This window comes from Rugamonas rubra (genome assembly GCF_900114705.1).
Classification (GTDB): Bacteria; Pseudomonadota; Gammaproteobacteria; order Burkholderiales; family Burkholderiaceae_D; genus Rugamonas; species Rugamonas rubra.
On the sequence record NZ_FOTW01000031.1, the window covers coordinates 40,163 to 62,969 of the forward strand.

Below are 22,807 nucleotides of genomic sequence, written 5' to 3' on the forward strand. Positions count from 1 at the left end.
GCCGCGGCGGAGACCGAGGGTCGGGGCGCAGGTTCGGGCCGGGGCCGCGCCAAGCGCGCGCTGCGGCGCGACGGTTCCGGCTTATCCAAACGGGAATGTTGCATTAAAGAATGCTACACTGGACGCACCATGTCCATCCGCCGCCCCACCGCGCCGCGCCGCCTGATGCGCCTCGCCGCCTGCCTGTTGGCCGCCTTGCCGGCGGCGGCCCAAGCCTTTTCCTGTCCGGCCCTGACCCGCGTCGGCCTAAGCGACCTGGGCTACTCGTCCTACCGCGACGGCGCGCGTTTTCGCGGCACCTCGGTGGCCATCGCCGAGGAGCTGGGCCGGCGCACCGGCTGCCGCATCAAGCTCGAATGGTTTCCGCGCGGCCGCCTGTTCGTCGAGTTCGACGCCGGCCGGGTCGACCTGGCGATGGCCTCGCAGCGCAACGCCGAGCGCGAGCGCAGCGGCCGCTTCATTCCCTACGCCACCACCCGCTTCGAGCTGCTGCTGACCAAGCGCGGCGGCGCCAACTACGCCAGCCTGGCCGACTTCGTCGCGCACGGCAAGGGGCGGCTGAACCTGACGCGCGGCGTGTTCTACCCGCCCGAAGTGCAGCACCTGCTCGAGCGCCTGCAGCGCGCCGGCCGCCTCGAATACGTCAACGACTACGACGTGGTGTTCAAGAAGATCATCGCCGGCCGCGCCGACGGCACCTTCGCGCCGCCCATCATCCACCTGCTGCACCGGCGCCGCCTGGGCCTGCTCGACAGCATGCAAGCCTACGCCGTCAGCGAAACGCCGGCGCGCCTGGTCGGCGCCTTCGTCTCGCGCGCCAGCGTGGCGCGCGACGCCCGCGACGCCTACGCCGACGCGCTCTACGAGATGGTGGCCGACGGCACCGTGCAGAAGATCTACGAGCGCGAGCTCGGCGCCGAGGCCGGCCGCCAGGTGTTCCAGAACGGCGTGGCCGAGATCCTCGCCACCATCCGCCGGCCGCAACGGCCCTAACCGCCCCGCGCAAACCCCAGCGCAAACCCCAGGGTCAGTGCCGACATTCGGACACGAGCTCTACCATAACCTTGAGCAGCGCGCCCCATTGCTGCTGAGTCTGTGTCCGAATGTCGGCACTGACCCCGATGGCGCTGACCCCGATGGCGCGATGGCGATGGGCCACGGGGCCGCGCCGCAGGACGGCATCGGCGGCGGCATCTTTTCAGCCCGCCAACGACCTTTTTACGAAATATTTCTAAAAGCCCTTGCGGATGGCGGCGATCGCACATAAAATACGGCCTCCTTCAGACGTTGTGACAAACCCTGAAGGGTTTTCTGAGGTTAGCGTGGGGTGCTTAGCTCAGTTGGTAGAGCGGCGCCCTTACAAGGCGTAGGTCGGGAGTTCGAGCCTCTCAGCACCCACCAAGTCAGAAAACGTTGTAACGAATTAGGAGTGGTAGTTCAGTTGGTTAGAATACCGGCCTGTCACGCCGGGGGTCGCGGGTTCGAGTCCCGTCCGCTCCGCCAACATTCAGCTGGCCCGCTTCGGCGAGTCGGCAAAGATTTACAGTAGTACAGCATTCGAAAGAATGTGGAGTGGTAGTTCAGTTGGTTAGAATACCGGCCTGTCACGCCGGGGGTCGCGGGTTCGAGTCCCGTCCGCTCCGCCAGCATCTTAAAAACCGCCGCGAATCTCAGATTCGCGGCGGTTTTTTCATTCCAGCACCAGTTGCTGCGACAAAGCGGCGTACACCGCCGCCACCCGCGTCAAATAGCGCGCCTCCGGATGCGTCAGCAGCCACAACTCGGTTTGACACTCGGCGATGGCCTCGCTCAGCGGCGCCAGCTCGGCCCGCCCCGCCGCCAGGAACACCGGCAGCACGCCGATGCCCAGGCCCCGGCCGACCAACTCGGCCACCGTCAGCAGGCTGCTCACCGAATAGCTCGGCACCACCTTGGGAAAATGCTTCTTGCGCCACAATACCGACGGATGCTCGGGCAGCGCGTCGTCCGGCGCGATCCAGCTGGCGCCGTGGGCCAGCTCGGCGTCGAAGCCGGCCGAACCGGCCGGGCTGGCCGAGCCGGCGGGACCGGCCGGGCCGCCGGCGCTGGCCGTGTACACGGCCATACGCACCGGCCCGAGATGCTTGCCCAGCAAATGCGGCGGCGGCCGCCGCGTCGCGCGCAGGGCGATGTCGGCGTCGCGCCGGGTCAGGCTGGCCAGCTCGTTGCCGGCGTGCAGCTCGTAGCGCAGCAGCGGATGGCGCGCCCGCAACGCCCCCAGCGCCGGTGCCAGCAGGCCGTGCAACAGCGAATCGGTGGTGGTCAGGCGCACCACGCCGGCCACCTCGCCCGGGCCGGACTGCGCCGCCGCGCGGGCCGCCTCCAGCTGGCTCTCGATCTGTTCGGCGTGCGCCGCCAGCCGCTGCGCCAGCTCGGCCGGCCGGAAGCCGCTGCGCGAGCGCTCGAACAGGCGCTGGCCCAGGCCCTTCTCCATCCGCTGCACGCCGCGGAAGATGGTCGAGCCGTCCAGGCCCAGACGGGCGCCGGCCTCGGCCAGGGTGCCGCAGCGTACCAGCGCCAGCACCACGTCCAAATCGGCCGCGCTGAGTTTGTATTGCGTCGACGCAATCATAGTTTGCCTATTCGCCTATTTTCATTGCGTTTATGTGAGCGTAGATTCTACTCCTCGCCCATTCCGCAGGAGCAGCACCATGCCAACTGTCCGCTACACCCTACTCAGCCATCCACTCTGCCCCTATGTGCAGCGCGCCGCCATCGTGCTGGCCGAAAAGGGCCTGGCCTTCGAGCGCGTCGACATCGACCTGGCCGACAAGCCGCGATGGTTCCGCGACCTCTCGCCGCTCGGCAAAACGCCGGTCCTGCTGGTCGACGGCGTGGCGCTGTTCGAGTCCGCCGTGATCTGCGAATACCTCGACGAGACAGCCGCGCCGCGCCTGCATCCGGACGAGCCGCTGGCCAGGGCGCACCAGCGCGCCTGGATGGAGTTCGGCTCGGCCGTGCTGGCCGACATCGCCGGCTTCTACAACGCCGCCGAGCCGGCCGCGCTGGACGCCAAGGCGCAGGCCCTGCGCGCCAGGTTCGCCCAGCTGGAGGCGGCCTGCGGCGACGGCCCCTGGTTCGCCGGCCCGCGCTTCGGCCTGGTCGACGCCGTGTTCGCCCCGGTGTTCCGCTACCTCGACGTGTTCGACCGGATCACCGACTTCGGCATGCTGGCCGACGCGCCCAGGCTGCGCGCCTGGCGCACCCGGCTGGCCGAGCGCGCCTCCGTGCGCGGCGCCGCGCCGGCCGACTACGCGGCGCGGCTGCAGAGCTTCCTGGCGGCGCGGCCGTCGGCCCTGGCCCGGCTGCTGCCGGCCACCACCTGAGCCGCGCCACCCCGGCGCGGCTGCGCGACTGCGCGGGCAATTCCATGTGATTTTTTAGCAACATACTGCGCAAAGCCGGCAAAACCGGCGACAATGATGTTGCCTACACGAATGATCCACCCTATGGAGTCGCCTTGCTCTTTGGTTTACTGAAAGCACCGCCGCTGTCGCCGCGCCTGCACCGCTTGAAAGACTCGCCGCTGTTCGCGTCGCTGACCCCGCTCGAACTGAAAATCGTCGACGGCCTGATGCACGAGCGCCGCTACCTCGGCGAGGAGATCATCTTCGACGAGGGCGAGGAGGGCCAGGCGCTGTACCTGGTGATGTCGGGCCGGGTGCTGATCAGCCGCAAGCTCGACAGCAGCGTCGAGGTGGTCGCCGAGCTCTCGCCCGGCGCCTTCTTCGGCGACCTGGCCCTGCTCGACAACTCGCCGCGCAACGCCCAGGCGCGCGCCATCGACAACTGCGAGCTGGCGGTGTTCTTCCGCGCCGACTTCATGGGCCTGATGGAGACCGACGCGGTGATCGGCTACAAGATCTCGCTGGCCCTGGCGCGCCACATCGGCGGCCGGCTGCGCGAATGGATGTCCGGCCAGCCGCAGATCGAAGCCCTATGAACACGCCGCACCGCTTGAGCGAGGCGCACAGCGCCGGCCCGGTGGTGTGGAGCGGCATCATCGCCACCACCTGCGCGCTGCTGTTCCTGCTGCAGCAGATGCTGTGGCTGGCCGTGCCCTTCCTGTTCGCCATCATCCTCTACTACATCCTGCTGCCGCCGATGCAGCGCCTGATCCGCCTCGGCCTGAGCCACAACGCCGCCGCCCTGCTGGTCGGCGGCCTGTTCCTGCTGGTGCTGACGCTGGCCGGCATCGCCGCCGTGTTCTGGTCGTCGGCGCCGGCCGAGTCCTGGCAGGACCTGCTCGGCCACTACCTCGACGGCGGCCTGGCCTTCGTGCGCGGCACCCTGGTGGCGCTGGAGGACAAGTTCCCCATCCTGCGCCAGGCCCGCCTGGGCAAGGTCATCAACAGCCGCTTCGCCAGCTTCACCGGCAGCTTCATGCAGAAGCACCTGACCGACATCCTGGTCTCGGTGGCGGCCTGGCTGCCCTCGCTGCTGCTGGCGCCCTTCCTCACCTTCTTCTTCCTGCGCGACGGCCTGCGCTTCAAGAAGTTCCTCGCCCGCGCCGTGCCCAACGCCTTCTTCGAGAAGACCCTGTACCTGCTGCACGAGGTCGACCAGACCGCGCGCCGCTACTTCCAGGGCCTGATCAAGCTGACCGTGCTCGACACGGCGGTGCTGGCAATGGGCCTGTGGGCGATCGGCGTGTCGGCGCCGCTGACCTTGGGCCTGATCGCCGCGCTGCTGGCCTGGGTGCCGTATGTGGGGTCGATCGTCGGCTGCATGCTGGTGGTGACGGTGGCCTCGACCGACGCGCCGGGCGATCCGCTGGTGGCCTACAGCGCCATCGGCGTGTTCATCCTGGTGCGCCTGCTCGACGACTTCGTCTTCATGCCGCTGACCCTGGGGCGCAGCCTGCACATCCACCCGCTGATCACGGTGCTGATGATCTTCGTCGGCGGCTCGGTGGCCGGCGTGGCCGGCCTGATGCTGGTGCTGCCGCTGCTCGGCGTGGTGATGGTGGTCGGCGAGACCATGGGCAAGCTGATCACCAACCCGCGCCTGCGCGCGCGCCACCGCAACGCCATCGCGCTGCGCGTGCGCCAGGCCAGCGCCGACCTGGTGGTGTGAATTTGTCGCGCCTGCCGCGACGGTAAAAAACCCAAAGGCACAAAACGAGGGTCAGACCCTAGGGTCTGACCCTGGCTCCGCGCCTTTGGGTGGTGTTAAAGCCGCTGGCGCCTTGACCGCGCCGCGTCACGCTACATATCAGGCGGCGATGGCCACCGGCGCCGCCGCCTCCTCGGCCACGTCGTCCGAACGGATCAGGTGGTCGAAGGCGGCCAACGCCGCCTTGGCGCCCTCGCCCACGGCGATGACGATCTGCTTGAACGGCACCGTCGTCACGTCGCCGGCGGCGAACACGCCCGGCACCGAGGTCTGGCCACGGGCGTCGACTTCGATCTCGCCGTGGCGCGACAAACCGACCACGCCCTTCAGCCACTCGGTGTTCGGCACCAGGCCGATCTGCACGAACACGCCCTCCAGCTCGACCCGGTGGCTGGCGCCGCTGTTGCGGTCGGTATAACTCAGGCCGTTGACGATCTTGCCGTCGCCGTTGATCTCGCTGGTCTGCGCCGACACGATCACCGTCACGTTGGCCAGGCTGCGCAGCTTGCGCTGCAACACCGCGTCGGCGCGCAGCTCGGCGCCGAACTCGATCAGGGTGACGTGCTTGACCAGGCCGGCCAGGTCGATCGCCGCCTCGACGCCGGAGTTGCCGCCGCCGATCACCGCCACCCGCTTGCCCTTGAACAGCGGGCCGTCGCAGTGCGGGCAGTAGGCCACGCCGTGGTTGCGGTATTCCTTCTCGCCCGGCACGTTGATCTCGCGCCAGCGCGCGCCGGTCGCCAGGATCACCGATTTACTCTTGAGCACGGCGCCGCTGGCGGTGGTCACCTCGATCAGCTTGCCCGGCGCCAGTTGCACGGCGCGCTGGGTGTTCATGATGTCGACCTCGTACTGCTTGACGTGCTGCTCCAGCGCGACGGCGAATTTCGGCCCGTCGGTCTCGGTGACGGAGACGAAGTTCTCGATCGCCAGGGTGTCGAGCACCTGGCCGCCGAAACGCTCGGCCAGCACGCCGGTCTTGATGCCCTTGCGCGAGGCATAGATCGCCGCCGCCGCGCCGGCCGGGCCGCCGCCGACGATCAGCACGTCGAACACGTCCTTCTTGCTCAGCTCGGCCGCCTGGCGCGCGCCGGCGTTGGTGTCGAGCTTGGCGAGGATCTCCTCGACGCTGGTGCGGCCCTGGCCGAAGTGCTCGCCGTTGAGGAACATCATCGGCACCGCCATGATCTGGCGCGCTTCCACTTCCTGCGGGAAGACGCCGCCGTCGATGGTGGTGACCTTGATGCGCGGGTTGATCACCGCCATCGCGTTGAGCGCCTGCACCACTTCCGGGCAGTTGTGGCAGGACAGCGAGATGAAGGTTTCGAACACGTAGTCGCCGTCGAGGTTGCGGATCTGTTCGATCACCGCGTCGTCGAAGCGGATGGTGTGGCCGCCCACCTGCAGCAGGGCCAGCACGAGGGAGGTGAATTCATGGCCCATCGGCACGCCGGCGAAACGCACGCCGATGTCGCTGCCGGGGCGGTTGATGCTGAACGAGGGCTTGCGCTCCTTGTCGTCGCGGCGCTCGACCAGGCTGATCTTGTCGCTCAACAGGACGATCTCCTGGAGCAGTTCCTGCATCTCGCGGGCGGTGGCGCTGTCGTCCAGCGATGCGACGATCTCAATCGGTTGCACCACTTTTTCCAAATAGGATTTCAACTGGGACTTGAGGTCTGCATCTAACATGGTTTTTCTTCCTTACAAAATTTTGGGCGAATGCCGGACCGGACGCCCGGTCCGGCATCGCGGTACTACTGTGTTGCTGTTGCTGCTGGCTTCAAGACTTAGATCTTGCCGACCAGGTCCAGCGATGGCTTCAGGGTGGCGGCGCCTTCGGTCCATTTGGCCGGGCACACTTCACCTGGGTGGGAGGCGACGTACTGGGCAGCCTTGACCTTGCGCAGCAGTTCCGAGGCGTCGCGGCCGATGCCGTTGTCGTGCACTTCCAGCACCTTGATCTGGCCTTCTGGATTGATGACGAAGGTGCCGCGCAGGGCCAGGCCTTCTTCTTCAATCATCACTTCGAAGTTACGCGACAGCAGGCCGGTAGGGTCGCCGATCAGTGGGTATTGCACTTTCTTGATGGCGTCCGAGGTGTCGTGCCATGCCTTGTGGGCGAAGTGGGTGTCGGTCGAGATGCCGTAGACTTCCACGCCCAGTTTGGAGAATTCGGCGTAGCTGTTGGCCAGGTCTTCCAGTTCGGTCGGGCAAACGAAGGTGAAGTCGGCTGGGTAGAACACGAATACCGACCACTTGCCTTTCAGCGAAGCTTCGGTGACGTCAACGAATTTGCCGTTGTGGAAAGCGGTGGCTTTGAAAGGTTTGACTTGGGTGTTGATCAGAGACATTGTGGTTTCCTCGTGGGGTTGTGAATCATTGAGACTGCAGTGTAAAGTTTTTTCGTCCATATGGAAAATTGATTGTTCAAATTGTTTCAATACAGTTTGACTATCGATGGCCGATATGGAAACGTTATTATCCCCGTTCCACGGCGCGCCGGTGCGGCGGCGGACGAATCGCCGGGACGGCGTTGCCGGTCGGAAGCTTGCGAGGGGGGGCGGAAAGGCGCGCCCCGGCGGCGGGGCGGGGCCGGTGGCGGCGAGACTATTTGCACATCGGAATCGAAGGCGCGCCCAGGGTGGCGAGGAAGCCTGTCAGCTGCCGCTCCAAGGCCTCAATCGAATTGAACTCGCCGCTTTGCGCGAACACGTCCCGGCCCGAGTCCGGATCGAGAATTTCCGCGCAAAAATCACCACTCTCCCAGCACGTGACCCGCCCCATTCCCATCGGCGCGTCCAAGTCCAAACGTGCGGAAGGGTTGGCGGACATCTTCCCTACCGTCAACTCCATCTGCACGCCAGATGGCAATAGCGTCTGGGCGTTCTTTGTCCACGAGAAAAAGATGTCCAACATGATGAGTAATCCTCGCAATGAGCGGTCAACATGGATTAACTCAATTGTAGTACGCATCGCAGTTTGCGCCAGTGCGCGCGCGTGACGAGGCGGCGTCGGTTCAGCCGGCCGGCGGCTGGGCCTTGAGCGGGGCGTCGAACTGCGCGGCCGGCATCGGCCGGGCGAACAGGTAGCCCTGGCCGTAGTCGCAGCCGGCGCCGGCCAGCAGGGCGCGCTGCTGCTCGGTCTCGCCCCCCTCGGCGATGACGCGCAGGCCCAGCTTGTGGGCCATGACGATGATCGCGTCCGACAGCGCCATGTCGCTCGACTCCGGCGCCAGGTTGCGGGTGAAGGAGCGGTCGATCTTCAAGTAGTCGATGTCGAACTTCTTCAGATACGACAGCGAGGAGTGGCCGGTGCCGAAGTCGTCCAGCGCCACCTCGATGCCGGCGTCGCGCAGCAGGCCCTCGGTGATCTCGACCACCAGCGACTGGCCGGGACGGCCGCGCGCCAGCAGCTGGCCGAGCCAGCCCTGGTAGCCGCCGCCCTCGCGATGGAACTCCAGCGGCGCCAGGTTGATGCTGACCTGGGACTCTGGGTGGTGCTCCCGGCGCCAGCGCGCCACCCACTGCAGCGACTGCCGGAAGACCCACTCGCCGATCTCGATGATCAAGTGGCGGCCAGCAGCGTGGCGCCGTCGAGCAGGCGCTTCAGCGGTCCATCCTGCAACGCGCTTTCCAGGCTGGCGACGGCGGCCGGATTGGCCATGATGTCGCTGCACAGTGCGCAGATGTCGTCTTTCGGATAGAGACCGGCCAGTTGCGCGCGCTGCGCCGGCGGCAGCGCCGGCACCAGCAGCGCCGGCCCGAGCACGCGCAAGGCCTGCAGCAAGGGACGCGCGCGGCCGCGCGCCAGCACGCCGGCCAGCGAGGGCTCGTCGAGTTGTCCCATGATGAGTGGACTGCCCGCGCACTTCGCCGCGATCGTCGTGTTGCAGCAGGCCAGCACCGTGCCGTTCTCCAGCAGCGTTGGCCGGTGCAGCTGGCGGCAGGCGCCGGGCGGAAGCTGCGCCGACATGAACTGCACATGCTCGCGCAGGGGCTCGGCGCGGGCGGTCGGCCCCAGCTCCTGGCATAGGCGGCGCACCCGCTGCGCGATGCCGGCCGCCGCCAAGCCGGCGTCGAGCTGGCGCGTGAACGCGCTGGGGCGGGCGCCCGGCGTGGTCGTCACCACGCTGACCAGCAGGCCGCGCGCCAGGCCGGCCTGGGCGGCGACAATGAGCTTGTCGACGGCGAGGAATTCGGCATGGTACAGGTCCGTGCTGAGCAGCAGCTCGGTGATGCCGGGCATGCTCTCCAGCAGCCGCTCGGCCGCCGCCGGGGCGGTGCCCCAGAAGCCGTTGCTGTTGATCGCCAGCAGGACGCCGCAGTCGCGCGCCAGCGCCGCCAACGCGCGCAGGTCGCGGCGGCGCAGGAAGGGTTCGCCGCCGCTGACATGGATGCCCTGCAGGCCGGCCACGGCGATCGCCTGGCGCAGCTTGTCCAGCGCCGCCGCGTCGAGCGCGAGGAAGCTCGTTTCACCGGGCCCGCTGTTGGTGCCGCAATGGCGGCAGCGCAGATTGCAGCGGTTGGTCAAGTAGATGTTGAGCAGCGCCTGCGGCCGCTCGTACAGCGTCGAGACCGGCAGGCCGCCGGGCGCTGTCATCGCGCCCTCCGCCATTGCCGCGTCATGGCCAGCCAGGCGTCGCCGGCCAGACGCGCCGCCTGCATCGCGCTCAGTCCGACCAGGGCCGTGCCGGCCGCGTCGAGCGCCAGGCTGTCGATGAAGTCGTCGAGTTCGCGGCGGTGCAGCGGATCGGCGTCGCCGTGCAGGCGCAGCGAGTGGAAGGCGGCCGGCGGCAGGCCGGTCGCCGTCGCCCAGTAGGCGATCGCCCCGGGGCTGGGTGGCGTGCCCTCGAGGAAGGCGATGTAGCCGAGCAGCGCCAGCGGGCTGTGGTGCAGTATCCAGTAGTATTGCGCGCCGACCATTTCAGCCAGCGCCGGCGCCGGCGTCCGCGCCAACACCTGGGCGGCGTCCAGTCCGGCCAGTTCCAGGTCGGCCAGCAGGATGTCGGCGTGGCCGCCTTCCTCCCGGATGTGGCCGGTGAAATACTGCGCCAGGCGCGCCTCGAGCGGATCGGCGAGGTCGCAGCGCGAGCGCGCCAGCTCCATCAGGGGGATGCTGGCGCGCACGATCTGGTGCAACAGGCACAAATAGTCCTGGTAATGCGGCGTGCCGACCGCCGTGCCGAGGTGGCGCAGGCTGGTGTTGTAGGCGCACGCGCCGATCTTGGCGCGCAGCGCGGCGCTGGCCGGCAGCGCCGCGGCCGGAAGGGACGGCCGCGGCGCTGCGCGGTCGGGCAAAGTGGTTTCCATGGTGGGGCCTCGCAACGGTGGGAAAGGGGATGGCGGCACAGCCGCCGCGCGGCCGCCGACAGGACGGCCGCGCGTAGGACCGCGGGCGGCGGCTAGAAAATGCCACCGCCGACGTCGTCGGCGGTGGCGACGCCGCGCTGTTCGGCGTTGCGCTGCACCTGCGCCAGCACCTGCAGCTCGTTGTCGGACAGGCCGGCCAGGAAGGCGGCCGGCCCGGCCGGCGCCTTCAGACCGAATTGCTCCAGCCGCAGCTGCGCCGCCGCCGCCGGGCTGCAGACCGCGTTGGCCGCCGCCATCAAGGCCTCGATGGCCAGCCGCAGGTTGGCGTTGCCGACGCTGGGCAGCACGCCGCTCAGCAGGGCCCTGGCCATCGGCCAAACCGAGCAAAAGCTCATTGCGCCGACCATTTCGCTGCTGCCGCAAGCGGTGTTTGGGGTATTGTTCATGATGTTTTCCTTTCAGTGGGAGTGGAGGGCGCCAACGGCCACGACGGCCGCCGGGCGCCCCTACCCCTTCGCAATTGGCGTGCCAGCCGCGCAGCGCCGCCCGCCGCAGGGAAAACCGCGGCGGCGCCGCGATTGGGTGTAAATTGCTCACACCACGGTGTCAACGTTGACATGTCAACACGCGCCGCCGTCCCACCTTCGCTGGAGTAGACTTGTCCTCGACCGACCCCGACCACACGCTGACCTCGCTGCTGGCGCCGCGCCAGGACGCGCCGCGCCTGCTCGCCCTGACCATCCTCTGGCACCCGGACGCCGAGCGGATCGGCGAGCAGTTCATCGCCCCGTCGGCCGAGGTCGCCGTCGGCCGCTTCGCGCCGCCGTTCGCCGCCCCGGCCGGCGCCGCCCTGCCGCTGGGCCACCGCTGCGTCGCGCGCGAGCCGCTGCGGCTGCACTACCGGCCGGACGGCCAGGTCGCGCTGGCGCCGCCGGCCAGCCGCATGCACCTCGAGGTCGACGGCGCCGCCGTCGGCGCGCCGCTGCTGCTGGCCGCCGCCCGGCTCGACGCCGGCGTGGTGCTGGGGCTGGGCGGCGCCGTCCTGTTGTGCCTGCATTGGATGGACCGCCTGCCCGACGGCGCCGACATGCCCGCCCTGCTCGGCGTGAGCAGCGCGGCGATCCGGCTGCGCGGGCAGATCCGCCAGGCGGCGGCGACCGATCTTCCGGTGCTGCTGCTGGGCGAAACGGGCAGCGGCAAGGAGGTCGCCGCGCGCGCCATCCACGCCGCCGGCGCGCGCCGCGCCGAGCCCATGGTGGCCGTCAACATGGCCACGCTCAACGAGGCGCTGGCGGCGGCCGACCTGTTCGGCGCCGAGAAGGGCGCCTACACCGGCGCGCTGGCCGCCCGCCCGGGCTGGTTCGCCGAGGCCGGCGCCGGCACCCTGTTCCTCGACGAGATCGGCAACGCGCCGGCGCCGATCCAGCCGATGCTGCTGCGCGTGCTGGAATCGGGCGAGTATCGGCCGTTGGGCGCGCGCCGCGACGCGCGCTCGCAGGCCCGCCTGATCGCCGCCACCGACCAGGACCTGGCGGCCGGCGGCTTCAACCAGCCGCTGCTGCGGCGCCTCGAGGGTTTCGTCATCCGCCTGCCGCCGCTGCGCGAGCGGCGCGCCGACATCGGCCTGCTGATCCGCCAGGTGCTGCGCGGCTGGGCGGCGCGCGGCGGCGCGGCGGCGCCGGCGCTGCCGGCCGCCTTCGTCGACCAGCTGTGCCGCCACGACTGGCCCGGCAACGTGCGCCAGCTGGCCGGCGCGGTGCAGCGCGCGCTGCTCGACGTCGACGCCGGCCTGGCGCCCCGCCTCGACGCGCCGGCGGCGGCGCCCGCGCCCGGGCCGGCCGGCGCGGCGCCGGCGGCACGCGCCAGGCTGGCTGAGCTGAGCCCGCAGGCGGTGCTGGACGCCCTGCAGCAGAACGGCTGGCGCATCCGCGCCGCCGCCCTCGCGCTGGGCGTGTCGCGCCCGTCGATGTACAAACTGATCGACGCCCATCCGGACATCCGCAGCCTGGCCGCGATCGCGCCGGAGGAGATCGACGCGGCGCTGGCCCGGCACGGGCCGGACGCGCAGCGCTGCGCCGCCGCGCTGCGCACGCCGAGCGAGCCGCTGCGGCGCCACCTGCGCCTACGCGGCGGGCCGGCCTAGTGGCGTTTCACGGTCGACGGGCCGCCGACCTCGCTTTCGGGGTCGAAGAAGAACACCCGCAGCGGCTCGCTGCCGTCGTCGCGCAGGATGCGCACGGTGAGCACGAAGGACAGCTCCCAGATGCCGGCGGCGCCGACCACGTCGAGCGTCGACTTCCAGGTCTGCGCGACCCGCAGGTAGCCGTCCGGATCGACCACCGGCGCCCCGACGTCGAGGTCCAGCCCCAGCGCCAGCGTGGCGCCGAGCGACTGCGCGAACATCGACGGCGGCGCGTATCGCGTGCCGAAGTCGGCCCCGCGCAGCAGCACCTGGGGCCGGGTGATGAGGCAGGCGTCGACCACCTGGAAGCCGACGAAGCCGGGGCCGCCGCCACCGACCACCCGCACGCTGAGCTGCTCGCCCGGGCCGAAGTGCAGCGAGTCGGCGTACATGCCGTCGTCCGGCTCGGGCGGCGGTTCCGCGGCGGCGGCGGCGGCGGCGGCCGGCCGCTCCAATCTGTAGCGCAGCAGGGAACTGAGCTGGTCGGCGTCGAAATTGACTTTCAGTAACACGATCGGTGCGGCGGACAATGGCTTCATTTGACGGTTTCCATGGTGGTGGACGGCAGGGGGGAGTAAAGGGCGTCGCGCCGCAGCGCGACCAGGTCGGGCTCGGTGGCGATCAGACGCGCCGGATAGCCCAATTCTTTGGCGCGCCGCAGGTGCGCGATGGCCGCGCCGCGCGCGCCGGCCAGCTCGCTGGCCAGCGCGGCGCGGAAACGCACGTCGGGGTTGTCCGGCGCCGCCGCCGTGGCGCGCGCGGTCCAGGCCAGCGCGGCGCCGCCCTCGCCCAGGTGGGCGACATACAGGCCCATGCGCGAGAGGAAGGTGGCGTCGTCGGGCTTGTGCTCGAGCATGGGGCGCAGCAACTCGACGGCGCGCCGGTAGGCCTGCTGCGAGTCCGCCTGGCGCCCGGGTAGCCAGCGCAGCGCGTCGGCCAGGTTGGCCCAGCGCAGGAAATCGTTGGGCCCGCCGCGCGCCGCCGACACCGCGTGCTCGAAGGCGGCGGCCGCGGCGACGAAGTCGCCACGGCTGAACAGGACGGTGCCCAGGTTGCTGTAGAGCACTCCGCTGGGGCGCAGCTGCAGGCCCTGCTGCAACACCCGCAGCGCCTCCTCGCCGCGGTCCTGGCGCAGCAGGGCGGCGCTCAGGTTGGCGTAGGCGAACACGGCGTCCGGCTCGAGCCGCAGGCTGGCGCGGAAGGCGCGCTCGGCGTCGGCGTAGCGACCGCGCTGGAACGCCTGGGTGCCCAGCAGGTCGGTCAACAGCCGTTCGCCCGGATGGCGCGCCATGGCCGCGTCGAGCGCCTGTTGCGCCTCGCCGTAGCGCTGCAGGCGCTGCAACACGCTGATCTTGATCTGCCAGGCGAACAGCTCGCCCGGCTCGAGCGCCAGCGCGCGCCCGGCCGCCGCCAGCGCCGCCGCCGAGTTGCCGCGCTGCGCCTCGACCCAGGCGCGCGCCGCGTGGGCCAGCGCCAGCTGGTCGTTTTCGCGCAGCGCCAACTGGGCGCTCGCCTCGGCCCGCAGCAACCAGGCCTCGTCGCGGCCGTCGCCGATGTAGTGCAGGCTCTGCGCCAGCGAGGCGCCGGCCGCCGCCGCCGCGTGGCGCGGCCGGTGCGCCAGCACCTGCTCGAAGCGGGCCAGCGCGGCATCCAGCGCGCCGTCGCGGTCGGAGTGGCGCAGGCCGTCGAGGCCGGCCTGCAGCGTCGGCTGTTCGGCATACGGCGCCCAGTCGCGCAGGCGCCAGTCGGAGGGCAGCCACAGCCAGACGGCGGCGGCGCACAGCAGCGCCCCGGCGCCCAGCGCCAGCGGCACCGCGGCGCGCCGCCACGCCAGCGCGGCGCGGCGCCGCCACGGCGCGGCGGCCGGCTCGGCCGGCTCGGCCGGCCACGCCGGCGCGCCGGCCGCCGGCGCCAGCGCGGCGATGCGCCGGCACACCAGCGCCATCGTCGCCAAGCGCCGCGGCGGCTCGGGCGCCGTCATCGCCAGCACCAGTGCGCGCAGCGCCGGCGGCGTGTCCGGCCGGAACGGCCACTGCGCGGAGCTCGATTGCAGCTGGGCGGCGGCCAGCGCCAGACCCTGCAGGCCGGCGAACGGCCGCGCGCCGCCCAGCAACTCGTACAGGATGATGCCGAGCGCGTAGATGTCGCCGCCCTGGTCGGGCGCGGCGCCGCGCAGCCGCTCCGGCGCCATGTAGGCGATCGTGCCCTCCAGGCCGGCCGGCGCCAGCGACTGGGTCGCCAGCGGATCGATCTGGCGCGCCAGGCCGAAGTCGAGGATGCGCACCAGGCCGGACGGCTCGAGCATCAGGTTGGACGGCTTCAGGTCGCCGTGTACCAGGCCGCTGGCGTGCGCCTCGGCCATCGCCGCCGCCACCTGGCCGGCGATGTCGAGCGCCCGCGCCGCCGCCATGCCGTCGCCGTTGGCGCGCAGCGTCGCGCCGCGCACCAGCTCCATCACGATCGACTGGGTGGCGTCCTGCTCCTCCAGCGCGTAGATGTGGACGAAGGCGTGGTGGCGCAGCGAGGCGGCCAGACGCGCCTCGGCCACCAGGCGCTCGGCGCCGACCAAGCCGGACGGGCCGCGCAAGCGCTTCAGCGCGACGCAGCGCTGCAGCTTGCCGTCCCAGGCCTCGAACACTTCGCCAAAACCGCCCTCGCCGAGGCGCGCACGCAGCTGGAAGTGGCCGATGCACAGCCCGAGCCCCGACGAGGCTGTGGTGACAGCTGCCTGCATGGCTCAATTGTCCTTCCGTCTGGAGGCCTGGGGCGTAACGGGATGGCGCCCAGCCGCCACCCGCCACGGGGATAATTGTCAAATTATATACTGGATTTATTAATTATCGGCGGCGGCGCGCCCCGGCTCGGGCTCAGCCGGCCGGCGGCTGGGCCTTGAGCGGGGCGTCGAACTGCGCGGCCGGCATCGGCCGGGCGAACAGGTAGCCCTGGCCGTAGTCGCAGCCGGCGCCGGCCAGCAGGGCGCGCTGCTGCTCGGTCTCGCCCCCCTCGGCGATGACGCGCAGGCCCAGCTTGTGGGCCATGACGATGATCGCGTCCGACAGCGCCATGTCGCTCGACTCCGGCGCCAGGTTGCGGGTGAAGGAGCGGTCGATCTTCAAGTAGTCGATGTCGAACTTCTTCAGATACGACAGCGAGGAGTAGCCGGTGCCGAAGTCGTCCAGCGCCACCTGGATGCCGGCGTCGCGCAGCAACAGCAGCTTGTCGGTGACGGCGCTGCTGGCGTCGAGCAGCAGGCCCTCGGTGATCTCGACCACCAGCGACTGGCCCGGCAGGCCGCGCGCCTGCAGCTGGCCGAGCCAACCGCGGTAGCCGCCCTCGCGCTGGAACTCCAGCGGCGACTGGTTGATGCTGACCTGGAACTCCGGATGGTGCTCGCGGCGCCAACGCGCCACCCACTGCAGCGACTGCTGGAAGACCCACTCGCCGATGTCGATGATCAGGCCGCTGGCCTCGGCCAGCGGGATGAACTCGAGCGGGCTGACCAGGCCGCGCAGCGGATGGTTCCAGCGGATCAGCGCCTCGGCCTTGTGGATGCGGCCGCTGCGCAGGTGGACGATGGGCTGGTAGTACAGCTCCAGCTGGCCGCCCTTGAGCGCGCCGCGCAGGTCGTTGGTCAGGCGCATGCGGTTCTGCGCCGCCACCTGCAGCACCGGGGTGAAGTAGCTGAAGCGGTTGCGCCCGGCGCCCTTGGCGGCGTACATCGCCTGGTCGGCGTGCTTGAGCAGGTCCTCGATGTCGACGCCGTCGTCGGGGAACAGGGTGATGCCGATGCTGGCCGAGACGAAGGCCTGCTCCTGGCCCAGCGCGAACGGCGCCAGCAGGCTGTCGATGATCTGCTGGGCGATCCGTTCGACCCGCTCCAGCCCGCCCGCCGCCGGCAGCTCGGGCAGGATCACGGTGAACTCGTCGCCGCCCAGCCGCGCCACCGTGTCCGACTCGCGTACGCAGGCGCCGATGCGGCGCGCCGCGTCGATCAGCAGGATGTCGCCCTGGTGGTGGCCCAGCGTGTCGTTGACCTCCTTGAAGTGGTCGAGGTCGATGAACAGGATCGCCACCCGCGTGCCGTCGCGCCGGCTCTTGGCCAGGTCGTGCGCCAGGCGGTCGTGGAACATGCGCCGGTTGGGCAGCTCGGTGAGGGCGTCGAAGTTGGCCTGCTGCCAGATCAGCGCCTCCGCCGCACGCTTCTCGGTGACGTCCTCGACCATGCACAGGTGGTGCGGATGGCCGCCGGCGGCGCTGCCGATGGCGGCCACCGAGGCGTCGACCCAGACCACCGCGCCGTCCGGCCGCAGCAGCCGCTTCGACAGCTTGTAGCCGCCGACCCGGCCGGCGTTCAGGCCGGCCATCTGCTCGCGCTCGGCGGCGGCGTCGTCCGGATGGCTGATCGCCAGCCAGCTGGCGGCCTTCAGCTCGTCCTCGCCGCGCCCGGCGATGGCCAGGCAGCGCGGGTTGGCGTCGCGGAACTGGCCGCTGGCCGCGTCGATCAGGGCGATGCCCATCGGCGCCGCCTCGAACATGGTGCGGAAGCGCAGCTCGCCCTTGCGGATGGTTTCCTCGGCGCGGCGGCGCTCGCGCGCCAGCAGGCTGAAGTGGACCGCCGCCGCCAGCGCCAGCAGCGCGCCGACGCCGCCCAGCACGCGGTACAACCACTTCAGGCGGGCGTTGCCGTCGTCGCCCTGGTAGAGGAAGCCGTCGAAGTTGACGCCCCTGGGCAGCAGGCCCAGGTCGGCGTAGACGTCGGCGATGTGGCGCCAGCGCGCCGGGTTCATGTAGCCGATCTCGACCAGCACGGGCTGCACCAGCGGCACCATCTGGCGCGCCTCGTAGAGCAGGTGCTGGCGGTCGTGGCGGCGCGAGTACTTGTTGAGGATCAGCTCGGCGATCTCCTCCTGGTGGGCCATGGCGTACTGCCAGCCGCGCATGCTGGCGGCGCGGAAGGCCTGCGCCCGCCGCGGGTGGTCGGCCAGCTCGCGCTCGCTGGTAAACAGGTTGTCGCCGTAGAAGTCGATGCCGGCCGCGCGCGGCGTGTAGATGTCGTAGGGGAAGCCGAGGCGGTCCAGCAGGTCGGGCTCGTTGGTGACGTAGATCGACTGGGCGTCGACCTTGCCGCTGACCAGGTCCTCGGGGCGGTAGCTGTGCTCGACGCGCTGCAGCCGGTAGCTGGGGATGCCCTCCTTCTTCAGGTAGGCCAGCAGCTCGTCGGCGTGGGTCAGCTCGTCGGTCAGCGAGCCGATCATCACGCGCTTGCCGTCGACGCGCTGGATGTCCGGCTCGCCGCCGCTCTGCCGCATCACCAGCGCGTAGGGCGAATGCTGGAACACCACGCCCAGCACCACCAGCGGCTTGCCGGCCAGGCGCGCCAGCAGCAGGCTGCTGCTGCCGACGCCGTAGGCGGCGCGGCCGGCCAGCACGGCGCGCTCGGGCTCGTTGCCGTCGCTGCCCTCGAGCAGGCGCACGTCGAGGCCGGCCTCGCGGTAGTAGCCCTGCTCGAGCGCGGCGTAGTAGCCGGCGAACTGGAACTGGTGGCTGTGCTTGAGCTGCAGCACGACCCGCTCGAGCGGCGGCGCGGCGGCGGCGGCGGCCGGCAGCGCCAGCAGCACCAGCAGCCGGGCGCCGCGGCCGAGCCGGCGCAGCGCGGACAAAACCAAGGTGGAACGGGCGGCGGTGGGGGACGGGCGGTCGGGCACTGAACTATCCAAAACGGGGTGGGCGGGGCGGCGGCCTTAATTGTAGCCGTTCCGGCCGCACCGCCGGGGAACTTGTGGACGTGGCGGCAAGAATCGCGGCGCCCGTCCGGGCGTGAAAAAGGGCGGCCGGGCTCGCGCCCGCCGCCCCGCTTGGCCGTCCCGTCCGCTTACGGCATTTGGGTCGGCTGCGCCACGTAGGTCGTGTTGCCGTTGCCCTGCTGGCCCTCGGCGTTGCGGCCCCAGCCCCACAGGCTGTTGTCGGTCTGGCGGCCGAAGGAATGGTTCAGGCCGGCGGCGATGCCGACCCAGTTGGTCGACAGGCCGATCTGCGTCGGCGCGCCCAGGTCCTGGCCCAGGCCGTCGCCGAGCTGGCCGTCGCCGTTGGCGCCCCAGGCCCACAGCGTGCCGTCGGCGCGCAGCGCCAGCATGTGGTTGGCGCCGGCGGCCACGCCCAGCCAGTTCAGCGTGGTCGAGGCCTGCTGGAACGGCGCCAGCACCGGCTGGGCGCCGTTGTTGCCGATCTGGCCGTTGCTGTTGTCGCCCCAGGTGAACAGCGCGCCGTCCGAGCGGATGCCGGCCGAATGCAGCGCGCCGCCGGTCACGGCGACCCAGTTCGCGGTGCCGATCGGAATCGGCGTCGGCGAGTCGACCGTGCTGGCGTTGCCCAGCTGGCCGCGCAGGTTGTTGCCCCAGGTGTAAAGGCTGCCGGACAGCAGGCCCAGCGAATGGTTGGCGCCCGCCGCCACGGTGGTCCAGCCGGCCGAAATGGCGGTGCCGCCGGCGGCCGGCGCCGGCAGGATGATCTTGGTCGGCACCAGACGGTCGACGGTGGTGCCGTCGCCCAGCTGGCCGCTGGAATTGCGGCCCCAGGCCCACAGCAGGCCGGTCTTGCCGCCGATCGCCAGCGTGTGGGCCTCACCGGCGGCGACATAGGTCCAGTCGGTGGCGGTGCCGATGCGCACCGGCGTGGCGCGGTTGATCTTGGTGCCGTCGCCCAGTTGGCCGTTGGAATTGCGGCCCCAGGCCCACAGCGAGCCGTCGGCGCGCAGCGCCACGGTATGCTGCACGCCAACGGCGATCTGGCGCCAAGTGGTGACGCCGCCGGCCACCGGCGTAGGGGCGAGACGGTCGCTGGCGGTGGTGTCGCCCAGCTGGCCGAGCAGGTTGCTGCCCCAGCCGAACAGGGTGCCGTCGGCCTTGCGGCCGAAGCTCTGGTTGCCGCCGGCGGCGACGTCGACCCACGGCAGGCGCACGGTGACCGTGGTGCTGCCGCTGACGCCGCTGGCGGTGGCGGTGATGGTGTCGCTGCCGACGGCGGCGCCGGTCACCAGGCCGTTGGTGAACACCTTCAGCAAGGCGTTGTTGCCCTTGGCGGCGGTCCAGGTCACGCCGGTGCTCAGCACGGCGACCTTCGAGTCGGAGTATTTGCCGGTGGCGATCATCTGCTGGCTGCCGCCGACGGTGATCGACGGGTTGGCCGGCGTGACGATGATTTCCGTCAAGGTGACGGTCGGCGGGGTCGGGGTGATCGGCGTGGTGCTGCTGTCTTTACTGCCGCCGCCGCCGCAAGCGGCCAGCACGGCGAGGATGGGCACCAACACCAGGGAGGACAGGCTAAAGGTTTTTTTCATGATCTTCCAATATTTTCACATAAGCGACCGGGCGTCGGGCGGCGGCGCGGACTGGCGCAGTGGGTGCAGCGTCCAGCCAGTGTAGCCGCAGGCCCTCGATTTGCATCGCAGGAGCAAGCCTGAATTATCCACGCTATTGAACCGATCCGGGGATTTAACAACATTTCCCTTGGAGAAACAAGCAAAAAAAGAGCCGGACGCCAACGGCGTCCGGCTCTCCGGCGTGGCGGCGCGGGCCGGCCCGCTTACTTGCGGCCGGCTTACTTGCGGCCGGCTTACTTGCGGCCGGCTTACTTGCGGCCGGCGCGGCCGTTCGGCGCCGGCGCGGCAACCCGGCCGCCCTTGGCGCCGCGCACCGGCGTGGCCGCCGGCGCCGGCTTGGCCTTGACCTTGATGGTGTCGAGGATCGAGGCGCGCGGCTTGTTGTCGATGCTGGCGCGCGCCGTCAACGAGCCGGTCAGGGCGTTGGCGCGCGGGCCGCGCGCGGCCGGCGCCGACGGCGCCATCGCCGCCGGGCCGGCGCGGCGGGTGCCGGCCGCCGGCGCCTGGCCGTTGCCCTCGCCGGCCGTCCAGGACGGGATCAGGTGCTTGTCGCCGTTGCCGATCAGGTCGCCCCGGCCCATCGCCACCAGCGCCTCGCGCAGGATCGGCCAGTTGTCCGGGTCCTGGTAGCGCAGGAAGGCCTTGTGGGTGCGGCGGATCTTGCCGCTGCGCGCCGTCTCCACCACCTCCGAATCGGCCGTCACCTTGTGCAGCGGGTTCTTGCGCGTGTGGTACATGGTGGTCGCCATCGCCATCGGCGTCGGCATGAAGGTCTGCACCTGGTCGAGCTTGAAGTTGTTCTTTTTCAGCCACAACGCCAGGTTCAGCATGTCCAGGTCGGTGGTGCCGGGGTGGGCGGCGATGAAATACGGGATCAGGTACTGCTTCTTGCCGGCCTCCAACGAGAAGCGGTCGAACATCTCCTTGAACTCGTCGTAGGCGCCGATGCCCGGCTTCATCATCTTCGACAGCGTGTTCTCCTCCGTGTGCTCGGGGGCGATCTTCAGCAGGCCGCCGACGTGGTGGGTCACCAGCTCCTTGACGTACTCGGGCGAACGCACCGCCAGGTCGTAGCGCAGGCCCGAGCTGATCAGGATCTTCTTCACGCCGGGGATGGCGCGCGCCTTGCGGTACAGCGAGATCAGCTTGCTGTGGTCGGTGCCCAGGTTGACGCAGATCGACGGGTAGACGCAGGACAGGCGGCGGCAGGACACCTCGATCGCCTTGTCCTTGCAGGCCAGCCGGTACATATTGGCGGTCGGGCCGCCGAGGTCGGAGATGGTGCCGGTGAAGCCCTTGGTCTTGTCGCGGATGTGCTCGATCTCGCGCAGGATCGACGGCTCCGAGCGGCTCTGGATGATGCGGCCCTCGTGCTCGGTGATCGAGCAGAAGGTGCAGCCGCCGAAGCAGCCGCGCATGATGTTGACGGAGAAGCGGATCATCTCCCAGGCCGGGATGTGCGCCTTGCCGTAACTCGGGTGCGGCGCGCGGGCGTAGTTCATGTCGTAGACGCCGTCCATCTCGTCCATTTGCAGCGGCAGCGGCGGCGGATTGAGCCACACGTCGCGCTCGCCGTGCGCCTGCACCATGGCGCGCGCGTTGCCGGGGTTCGACTCGAGGTGGAACACGCGCGAGGCGTGGGCGTACATCACCGGGTCGGCCACCACCGTCTCGTAGGACGGCAGCCGCACCACGGTCTTGTCGTGCTTCTCCTTGGCCATCGCCAGCCGCTCCTCGCGGCTCATGATGCGGATCGGCTTGACCACCTCCGGCGCGGTGCCGGCGTTGTCGGTGGCGCAGGCGGTCTTGTCCTCCTGCGCCATGGCGTAGGGGTTGGGGTGGACGTCGACCTTGCCCGGCACGTCGACCCGGGTGGAATTGTGCACGCCCCAATCGGCGCCCGGCAGCCAGCCCGGCGGCACCATGAAGGCGGTGCCGCGCAGGTCGCGGATGGTCTTGATGTCCTCGCCGGCGGCCATGCGGTGGGTCAGGTCGACCAGGGCGCGCTCGGCGTTGCCGAAGATCAGCAGGTCGGCCTTGGAGTCGGCCAGCACCGAGCGGCGCACCTTGTCCGACCAGTAGTCGAAGTGGGCGATGCGGCGCAGCGAGGCCTCGATCGAGCCGATCACCACCGGCGTGCCGGGGTAGGCCTCGCGCACGCGCTGGGCGTAGACGGTGACGGCGCGGTCGGGCCGCTTGTTCGGCTCGGCGTTGGCGGTGTAGGCGTCGTCCGAGCGGATCTTGCGGTCGGCCGTGTAGCGGTTGACCATCGAGTCCATATTGCCGGCGGTGATGCCGTAGTACAGAGTGGGCTTGCCGAGCACGCGGAAGGCCTCGGCCGACTGCCAGTCCGGCTGGCTGATGATGCCGACGCGGAAGCCCTGCGCCTCCAACAGCCGGCCGACCAGGGCCATGCCGAAGCTGGGGTGGTCGATGTAGGCGTCGCCGGTGACGAGGATGACGTCGCAGGCGTCCCAGCCCAGGGCGTCCATTTCGGCGCGGGACATGGGGAGGAAAGGCGCGGCGGCAGCGCGGGCAGACCGTTTAGGAACGGTCGCGAATAAATTGGTAGGGGAGCTCATATCGGACGGATTGTACCGGAAATGCCTGGCGTCTGCCCGCGCCGTGGCGCTTTTTCCGCCCGGCGGGCGGAAAAATCCTTTTAGAATTCAATCACTTGTACAAATTGCACAATTTTTCAGCAGCGTCGCGGCGGGCCTGCGCCGATGTCAGAGTCCCATTGCTTTGTCAGACAACTTTGCTATAACGAATAGACCCGCCATC

19 protein-coding genes and 3 tRNA genes are annotated in these 22,807 nt (G+C 70.1%); 9 read left to right on the top strand and 13 right to left on the bottom strand.

The genetic code is table 11. From position 1 onward, the window contains the following. The first annotated feature begins 129 nt into the window (after positions 1-129). From BM252_RS26145 to BM252_RS26160, 5 genes are all read left to right on the top strand, one after another. The gene (locus tag BM252_RS26145; RefSeq protein ID WP_245774458.1) at positions 130-993 is read left to right on the top strand and encodes a substrate-binding periplasmic protein; all 864 of its coding nucleotides are present in this window, start codon (positions 130-132) and stop codon (positions 991-993) included. Between the two features lie 88 nt (positions 994-1,081). Further along, the gene (locus tag BM252_RS30535) at positions 1,082-1,267 is read left to right on the top strand and encodes a hypothetical protein (protein WP_139236757.1); all 186 of its coding nucleotides are present in this window, start codon (positions 1,082-1,084) and stop codon (positions 1,265-1,267) included. A 58-nt stretch (positions 1,268-1,325) separates the two neighbouring features. Then, positions 1,326-1,401 (top strand) — tRNA-Val (locus BM252_RS26150). Positions 1,402-1,426: 25 nt separating this feature from the next. Continuing rightward, a tRNA-Asp gene (locus tag BM252_RS26155) sits at positions 1,427-1,503 on the top strand. Between the two features lie 66 nt (positions 1,504-1,569). Continuing rightward, a tRNA-Asp gene (locus tag BM252_RS26160) sits at positions 1,570-1,646 on the top strand. Positions 1,647-1,690: 44 nt separating this feature from the next. On the opposite strand, the gene BM252_RS26165 is transcribed toward BM252_RS26160, so the two are convergent. Next, a complete protein-coding gene (locus BM252_RS26165) occupies positions 1,691-2,611 on the bottom strand; it encodes a LysR family transcriptional regulator (RefSeq protein WP_093390607.1) in 921 nt (306 codons plus the stop codon). 79 nt (positions 2,612-2,690) lie between these two features. Between BM252_RS26165 and BM252_RS26170 the strand changes: the two genes are divergently transcribed. From BM252_RS26170 to BM252_RS26180, 3 genes are all read left to right on the top strand, one after another. After that, on the top strand, positions 2,691-3,365 hold the full coding sequence (locus tag BM252_RS26170; RefSeq protein ID WP_093390608.1) for a glutathione S-transferase family protein: 675 nt from the start codon (positions 2,691-2,693) through the stop codon (positions 3,363-3,365). Between the two features lie 134 nt (positions 3,366-3,499). Then, a complete protein-coding gene (locus tag BM252_RS26175) occupies positions 3,500-3,982 on the top strand; it encodes a cyclic nucleotide-binding domain-containing protein (RefSeq protein ID WP_093390609.1) in 483 nt (160 codons plus the stop codon). Continuing rightward, complete coding sequence (locus tag BM252_RS26180; protein ID WP_093390610.1) at positions 3,979-5,115, top strand: AI-2E family transporter; 1,137 nt, start codon at positions 3,979-3,981, stop codon at positions 5,113-5,115. Before BM252_RS26175 ends, BM252_RS26180 begins: the two co-directional genes overlap by 4 nt. A gap of 138 nt (positions 5,116-5,253) precedes the next feature. Here the strand turns inward: BM252_RS26180 and ahpF are convergent, their stop codons facing one another. From ahpF to BM252_RS26215, 7 genes are all read right to left on the bottom strand, one after another. Beyond that, positions 5,254-6,843: an alkyl hydroperoxide reductase subunit F gene (ahpF, locus tag BM252_RS26185; RefSeq protein WP_093390611.1), complete on the bottom strand. Its 1,590-nt coding sequence runs from the start codon at positions 6,841-6,843 to the stop codon at positions 5,254-5,256. A gap of 98 nt (positions 6,844-6,941) precedes the next feature. After that, positions 6,942-7,505: an alkyl hydroperoxide reductase subunit C gene (gene ahpC / locus BM252_RS26190; RefSeq protein WP_093390612.1), complete on the bottom strand. Its 564-nt coding sequence runs from the start codon at positions 7,503-7,505 to the stop codon at positions 6,942-6,944. A gap of 256 nt (positions 7,506-7,761) precedes the next feature. Beyond that, positions 7,762-8,070 carry an immunity protein TriTu family protein gene (locus tag BM252_RS26195; protein WP_093390613.1) on the bottom strand — a complete coding sequence of 103 codons (309 nt, stop codon included), beginning with the start codon at positions 8,068-8,070 and terminating at the stop codon, positions 7,762-7,764. Between the two features lie 100 nt (positions 8,071-8,170). Continuing rightward, the gene (locus BM252_RS26200) at positions 8,171-8,722 is read right to left on the bottom strand and encodes an EAL domain-containing protein (RefSeq protein ID WP_245774459.1); all 552 of its coding nucleotides are present in this window, start codon (positions 8,720-8,722) and stop codon (positions 8,171-8,173) included. Beyond that, a complete protein-coding gene (locus BM252_RS26205; protein ID WP_174900693.1) occupies positions 8,719-9,753 on the bottom strand; it encodes a radical SAM protein in 1,035 nt (344 codons plus the stop codon). The genes BM252_RS26200 and BM252_RS26205 overlap by 4 nt, the downstream gene beginning before the upstream one ends. After that, positions 9,750-10,463, bottom strand: a complete 714-nt coding sequence (locus BM252_RS26210) for an iron-containing redox enzyme family protein (RefSeq protein ID WP_093390615.1) — start codon at positions 10,461-10,463, stop codon at positions 9,750-9,752. The genes BM252_RS26205 and BM252_RS26210 overlap by 4 nt, the downstream gene beginning before the upstream one ends. Before the next feature lie 92 nt (positions 10,464-10,555). Next, a complete protein-coding gene (locus BM252_RS26215) occupies positions 10,556-10,909 on the bottom strand; it encodes a hypothetical protein (protein WP_093390616.1) in 354 nt (117 codons plus the stop codon). Between the two features lie 212 nt (positions 10,910-11,121). Here BM252_RS26215 and BM252_RS26220 point away from each other — a divergent pair, with 212 nt between their 5' ends. After that, positions 11,122-12,606 carry a sigma-54-dependent transcriptional regulator gene (locus BM252_RS26220; RefSeq protein WP_093390617.1) on the top strand — a complete coding sequence of 495 codons (1,485 nt, stop codon included), beginning with the start codon at positions 11,122-11,124 and terminating at the stop codon, positions 12,604-12,606. Here the strand turns inward: BM252_RS26220 and BM252_RS26225 are convergent. From BM252_RS26225 to BM252_RS26245, 5 genes are all read right to left on the bottom strand, one after another. Beyond that, on the bottom strand, positions 12,603-13,184 hold the full coding sequence (locus tag BM252_RS26225; RefSeq protein ID WP_093390618.1) for a hypothetical protein: 582 nt from the start codon (positions 13,182-13,184) through the stop codon (positions 12,603-12,605). The genes BM252_RS26220 and BM252_RS26225 overlap by 4 nt on opposite strands. After that, positions 13,181-15,379: a serine/threonine-protein kinase gene (locus BM252_RS26230; RefSeq protein WP_093390619.1), complete on the bottom strand. Its 2,199-nt coding sequence runs from the start codon at positions 15,377-15,379 to the stop codon at positions 13,181-13,183. Before BM252_RS26230 ends, BM252_RS26225 begins: the two co-directional genes overlap by 4 nt. Positions 15,380-15,512: 133 nt before the next feature. After that, positions 15,513-18,350, bottom strand: a complete 2,838-nt coding sequence (locus BM252_RS26235; RefSeq protein WP_245774460.1) for an EAL domain-containing protein — start codon at positions 18,348-18,350, stop codon at positions 15,513-15,515. Positions 18,351-18,517: 167 nt separating this feature from the next. Continuing rightward, a complete protein-coding gene (locus BM252_RS26240; RefSeq protein ID WP_093390621.1) occupies positions 18,518-19,981 on the bottom strand; it encodes an RCC1 domain-containing protein in 1,464 nt (487 codons plus the stop codon). A gap of 290 nt (positions 19,982-20,271) precedes the next feature. After that, entirely contained in the window at positions 20,272-22,530 is a 2,259-nt protein-coding gene (locus tag BM252_RS26245) for a YgiQ family radical SAM protein (protein ID WP_217429972.1), read from the bottom strand. Positions 22,531-22,807 lie beyond the last annotated feature (277 nt).

What these genes read in the sequence shown, in the direction of transcription:
- BM252_RS26145 (WP_245774458.1), top strand. Translation starts at nt 130, where the DNA reads ATGTCCATCCGCCGCCCCACCGCGCCGCGCCGCCTGATGCGCCTCGCC.
- BM252_RS26165 (WP_093390607.1), bottom strand. Translation starts at nt 2,611, where the DNA reads ATGATTGCGTCGACGCAATACAAACTCAGCGCGGCCGATTTGGACGTG.
- BM252_RS26245 (WP_217429972.1), bottom strand. Translation starts at nt 22,530, where the DNA reads ATGTCCCGCGCCGAAATGGACGCCCTGGGCTGGGACGCCTGCGACGTC.
- BM252_RS26240 (WP_093390621.1), bottom strand. Translation starts at nt 19,981, where the DNA reads ATGAAAAAAACCTTTAGCCTGTCCTCCCTGGTGTTGGTGCCCATCCTC.
- BM252_RS26170 (WP_093390608.1), top strand. Translation starts at nt 2,691, where the DNA reads ATGCCAACTGTCCGCTACACCCTACTCAGCCATCCACTCTGCCCCTAT.
- ahpF (WP_093390611.1), bottom strand. Translation starts at nt 6,843, where the DNA reads ATGTTAGATGCAGACCTCAAGTCCCAGTTGAAATCCTATTTGGAAAAA.
- BM252_RS26215 (WP_093390616.1), bottom strand. Translation starts at nt 10,909, where the DNA reads ATGAACAATACCCCAAACACCGCTTGCGGCAGCAGCGAAATGGTCGGC.
- BM252_RS26195 (WP_093390613.1), bottom strand. Translation starts at nt 8,070, where the DNA reads ATGTTGGACATCTTTTTCTCGTGGACAAAGAACGCCCAGACGCTATTG.
- BM252_RS26225 (WP_093390618.1), bottom strand. Translation starts at nt 13,184, where the DNA reads ATGAAGCCATTGTCCGCCGCACCGATCGTGTTACTGAAAGTCAATTTC.
- BM252_RS26210 (WP_093390615.1), bottom strand. Translation starts at nt 10,463, where the DNA reads ATGGAAACCACTTTGCCCGACCGCGCAGCGCCGCGGCCGTCCCTTCCG.
- BM252_RS26180 (WP_093390610.1), top strand. Translation starts at nt 3,979, where the DNA reads ATGAACACGCCGCACCGCTTGAGCGAGGCGCACAGCGCCGGCCCGGTG.
- ahpC (WP_093390612.1), bottom strand. Translation starts at nt 7,505, where the DNA reads ATGTCTCTGATCAACACCCAAGTCAAACCTTTCAAAGCCACCGCTTTC.
- BM252_RS26205 (WP_174900693.1), bottom strand. Translation starts at nt 9,753, where the DNA reads ATGACAGCGCCCGGCGGCCTGCCGGTCTCGACGCTGTACGAGCGGCCG.
- BM252_RS26230 (WP_093390619.1), bottom strand. Translation starts at nt 15,379, where the DNA reads ATGCAGGCAGCTGTCACCACAGCCTCGTCGGGGCTCGGGCTGTGCATC.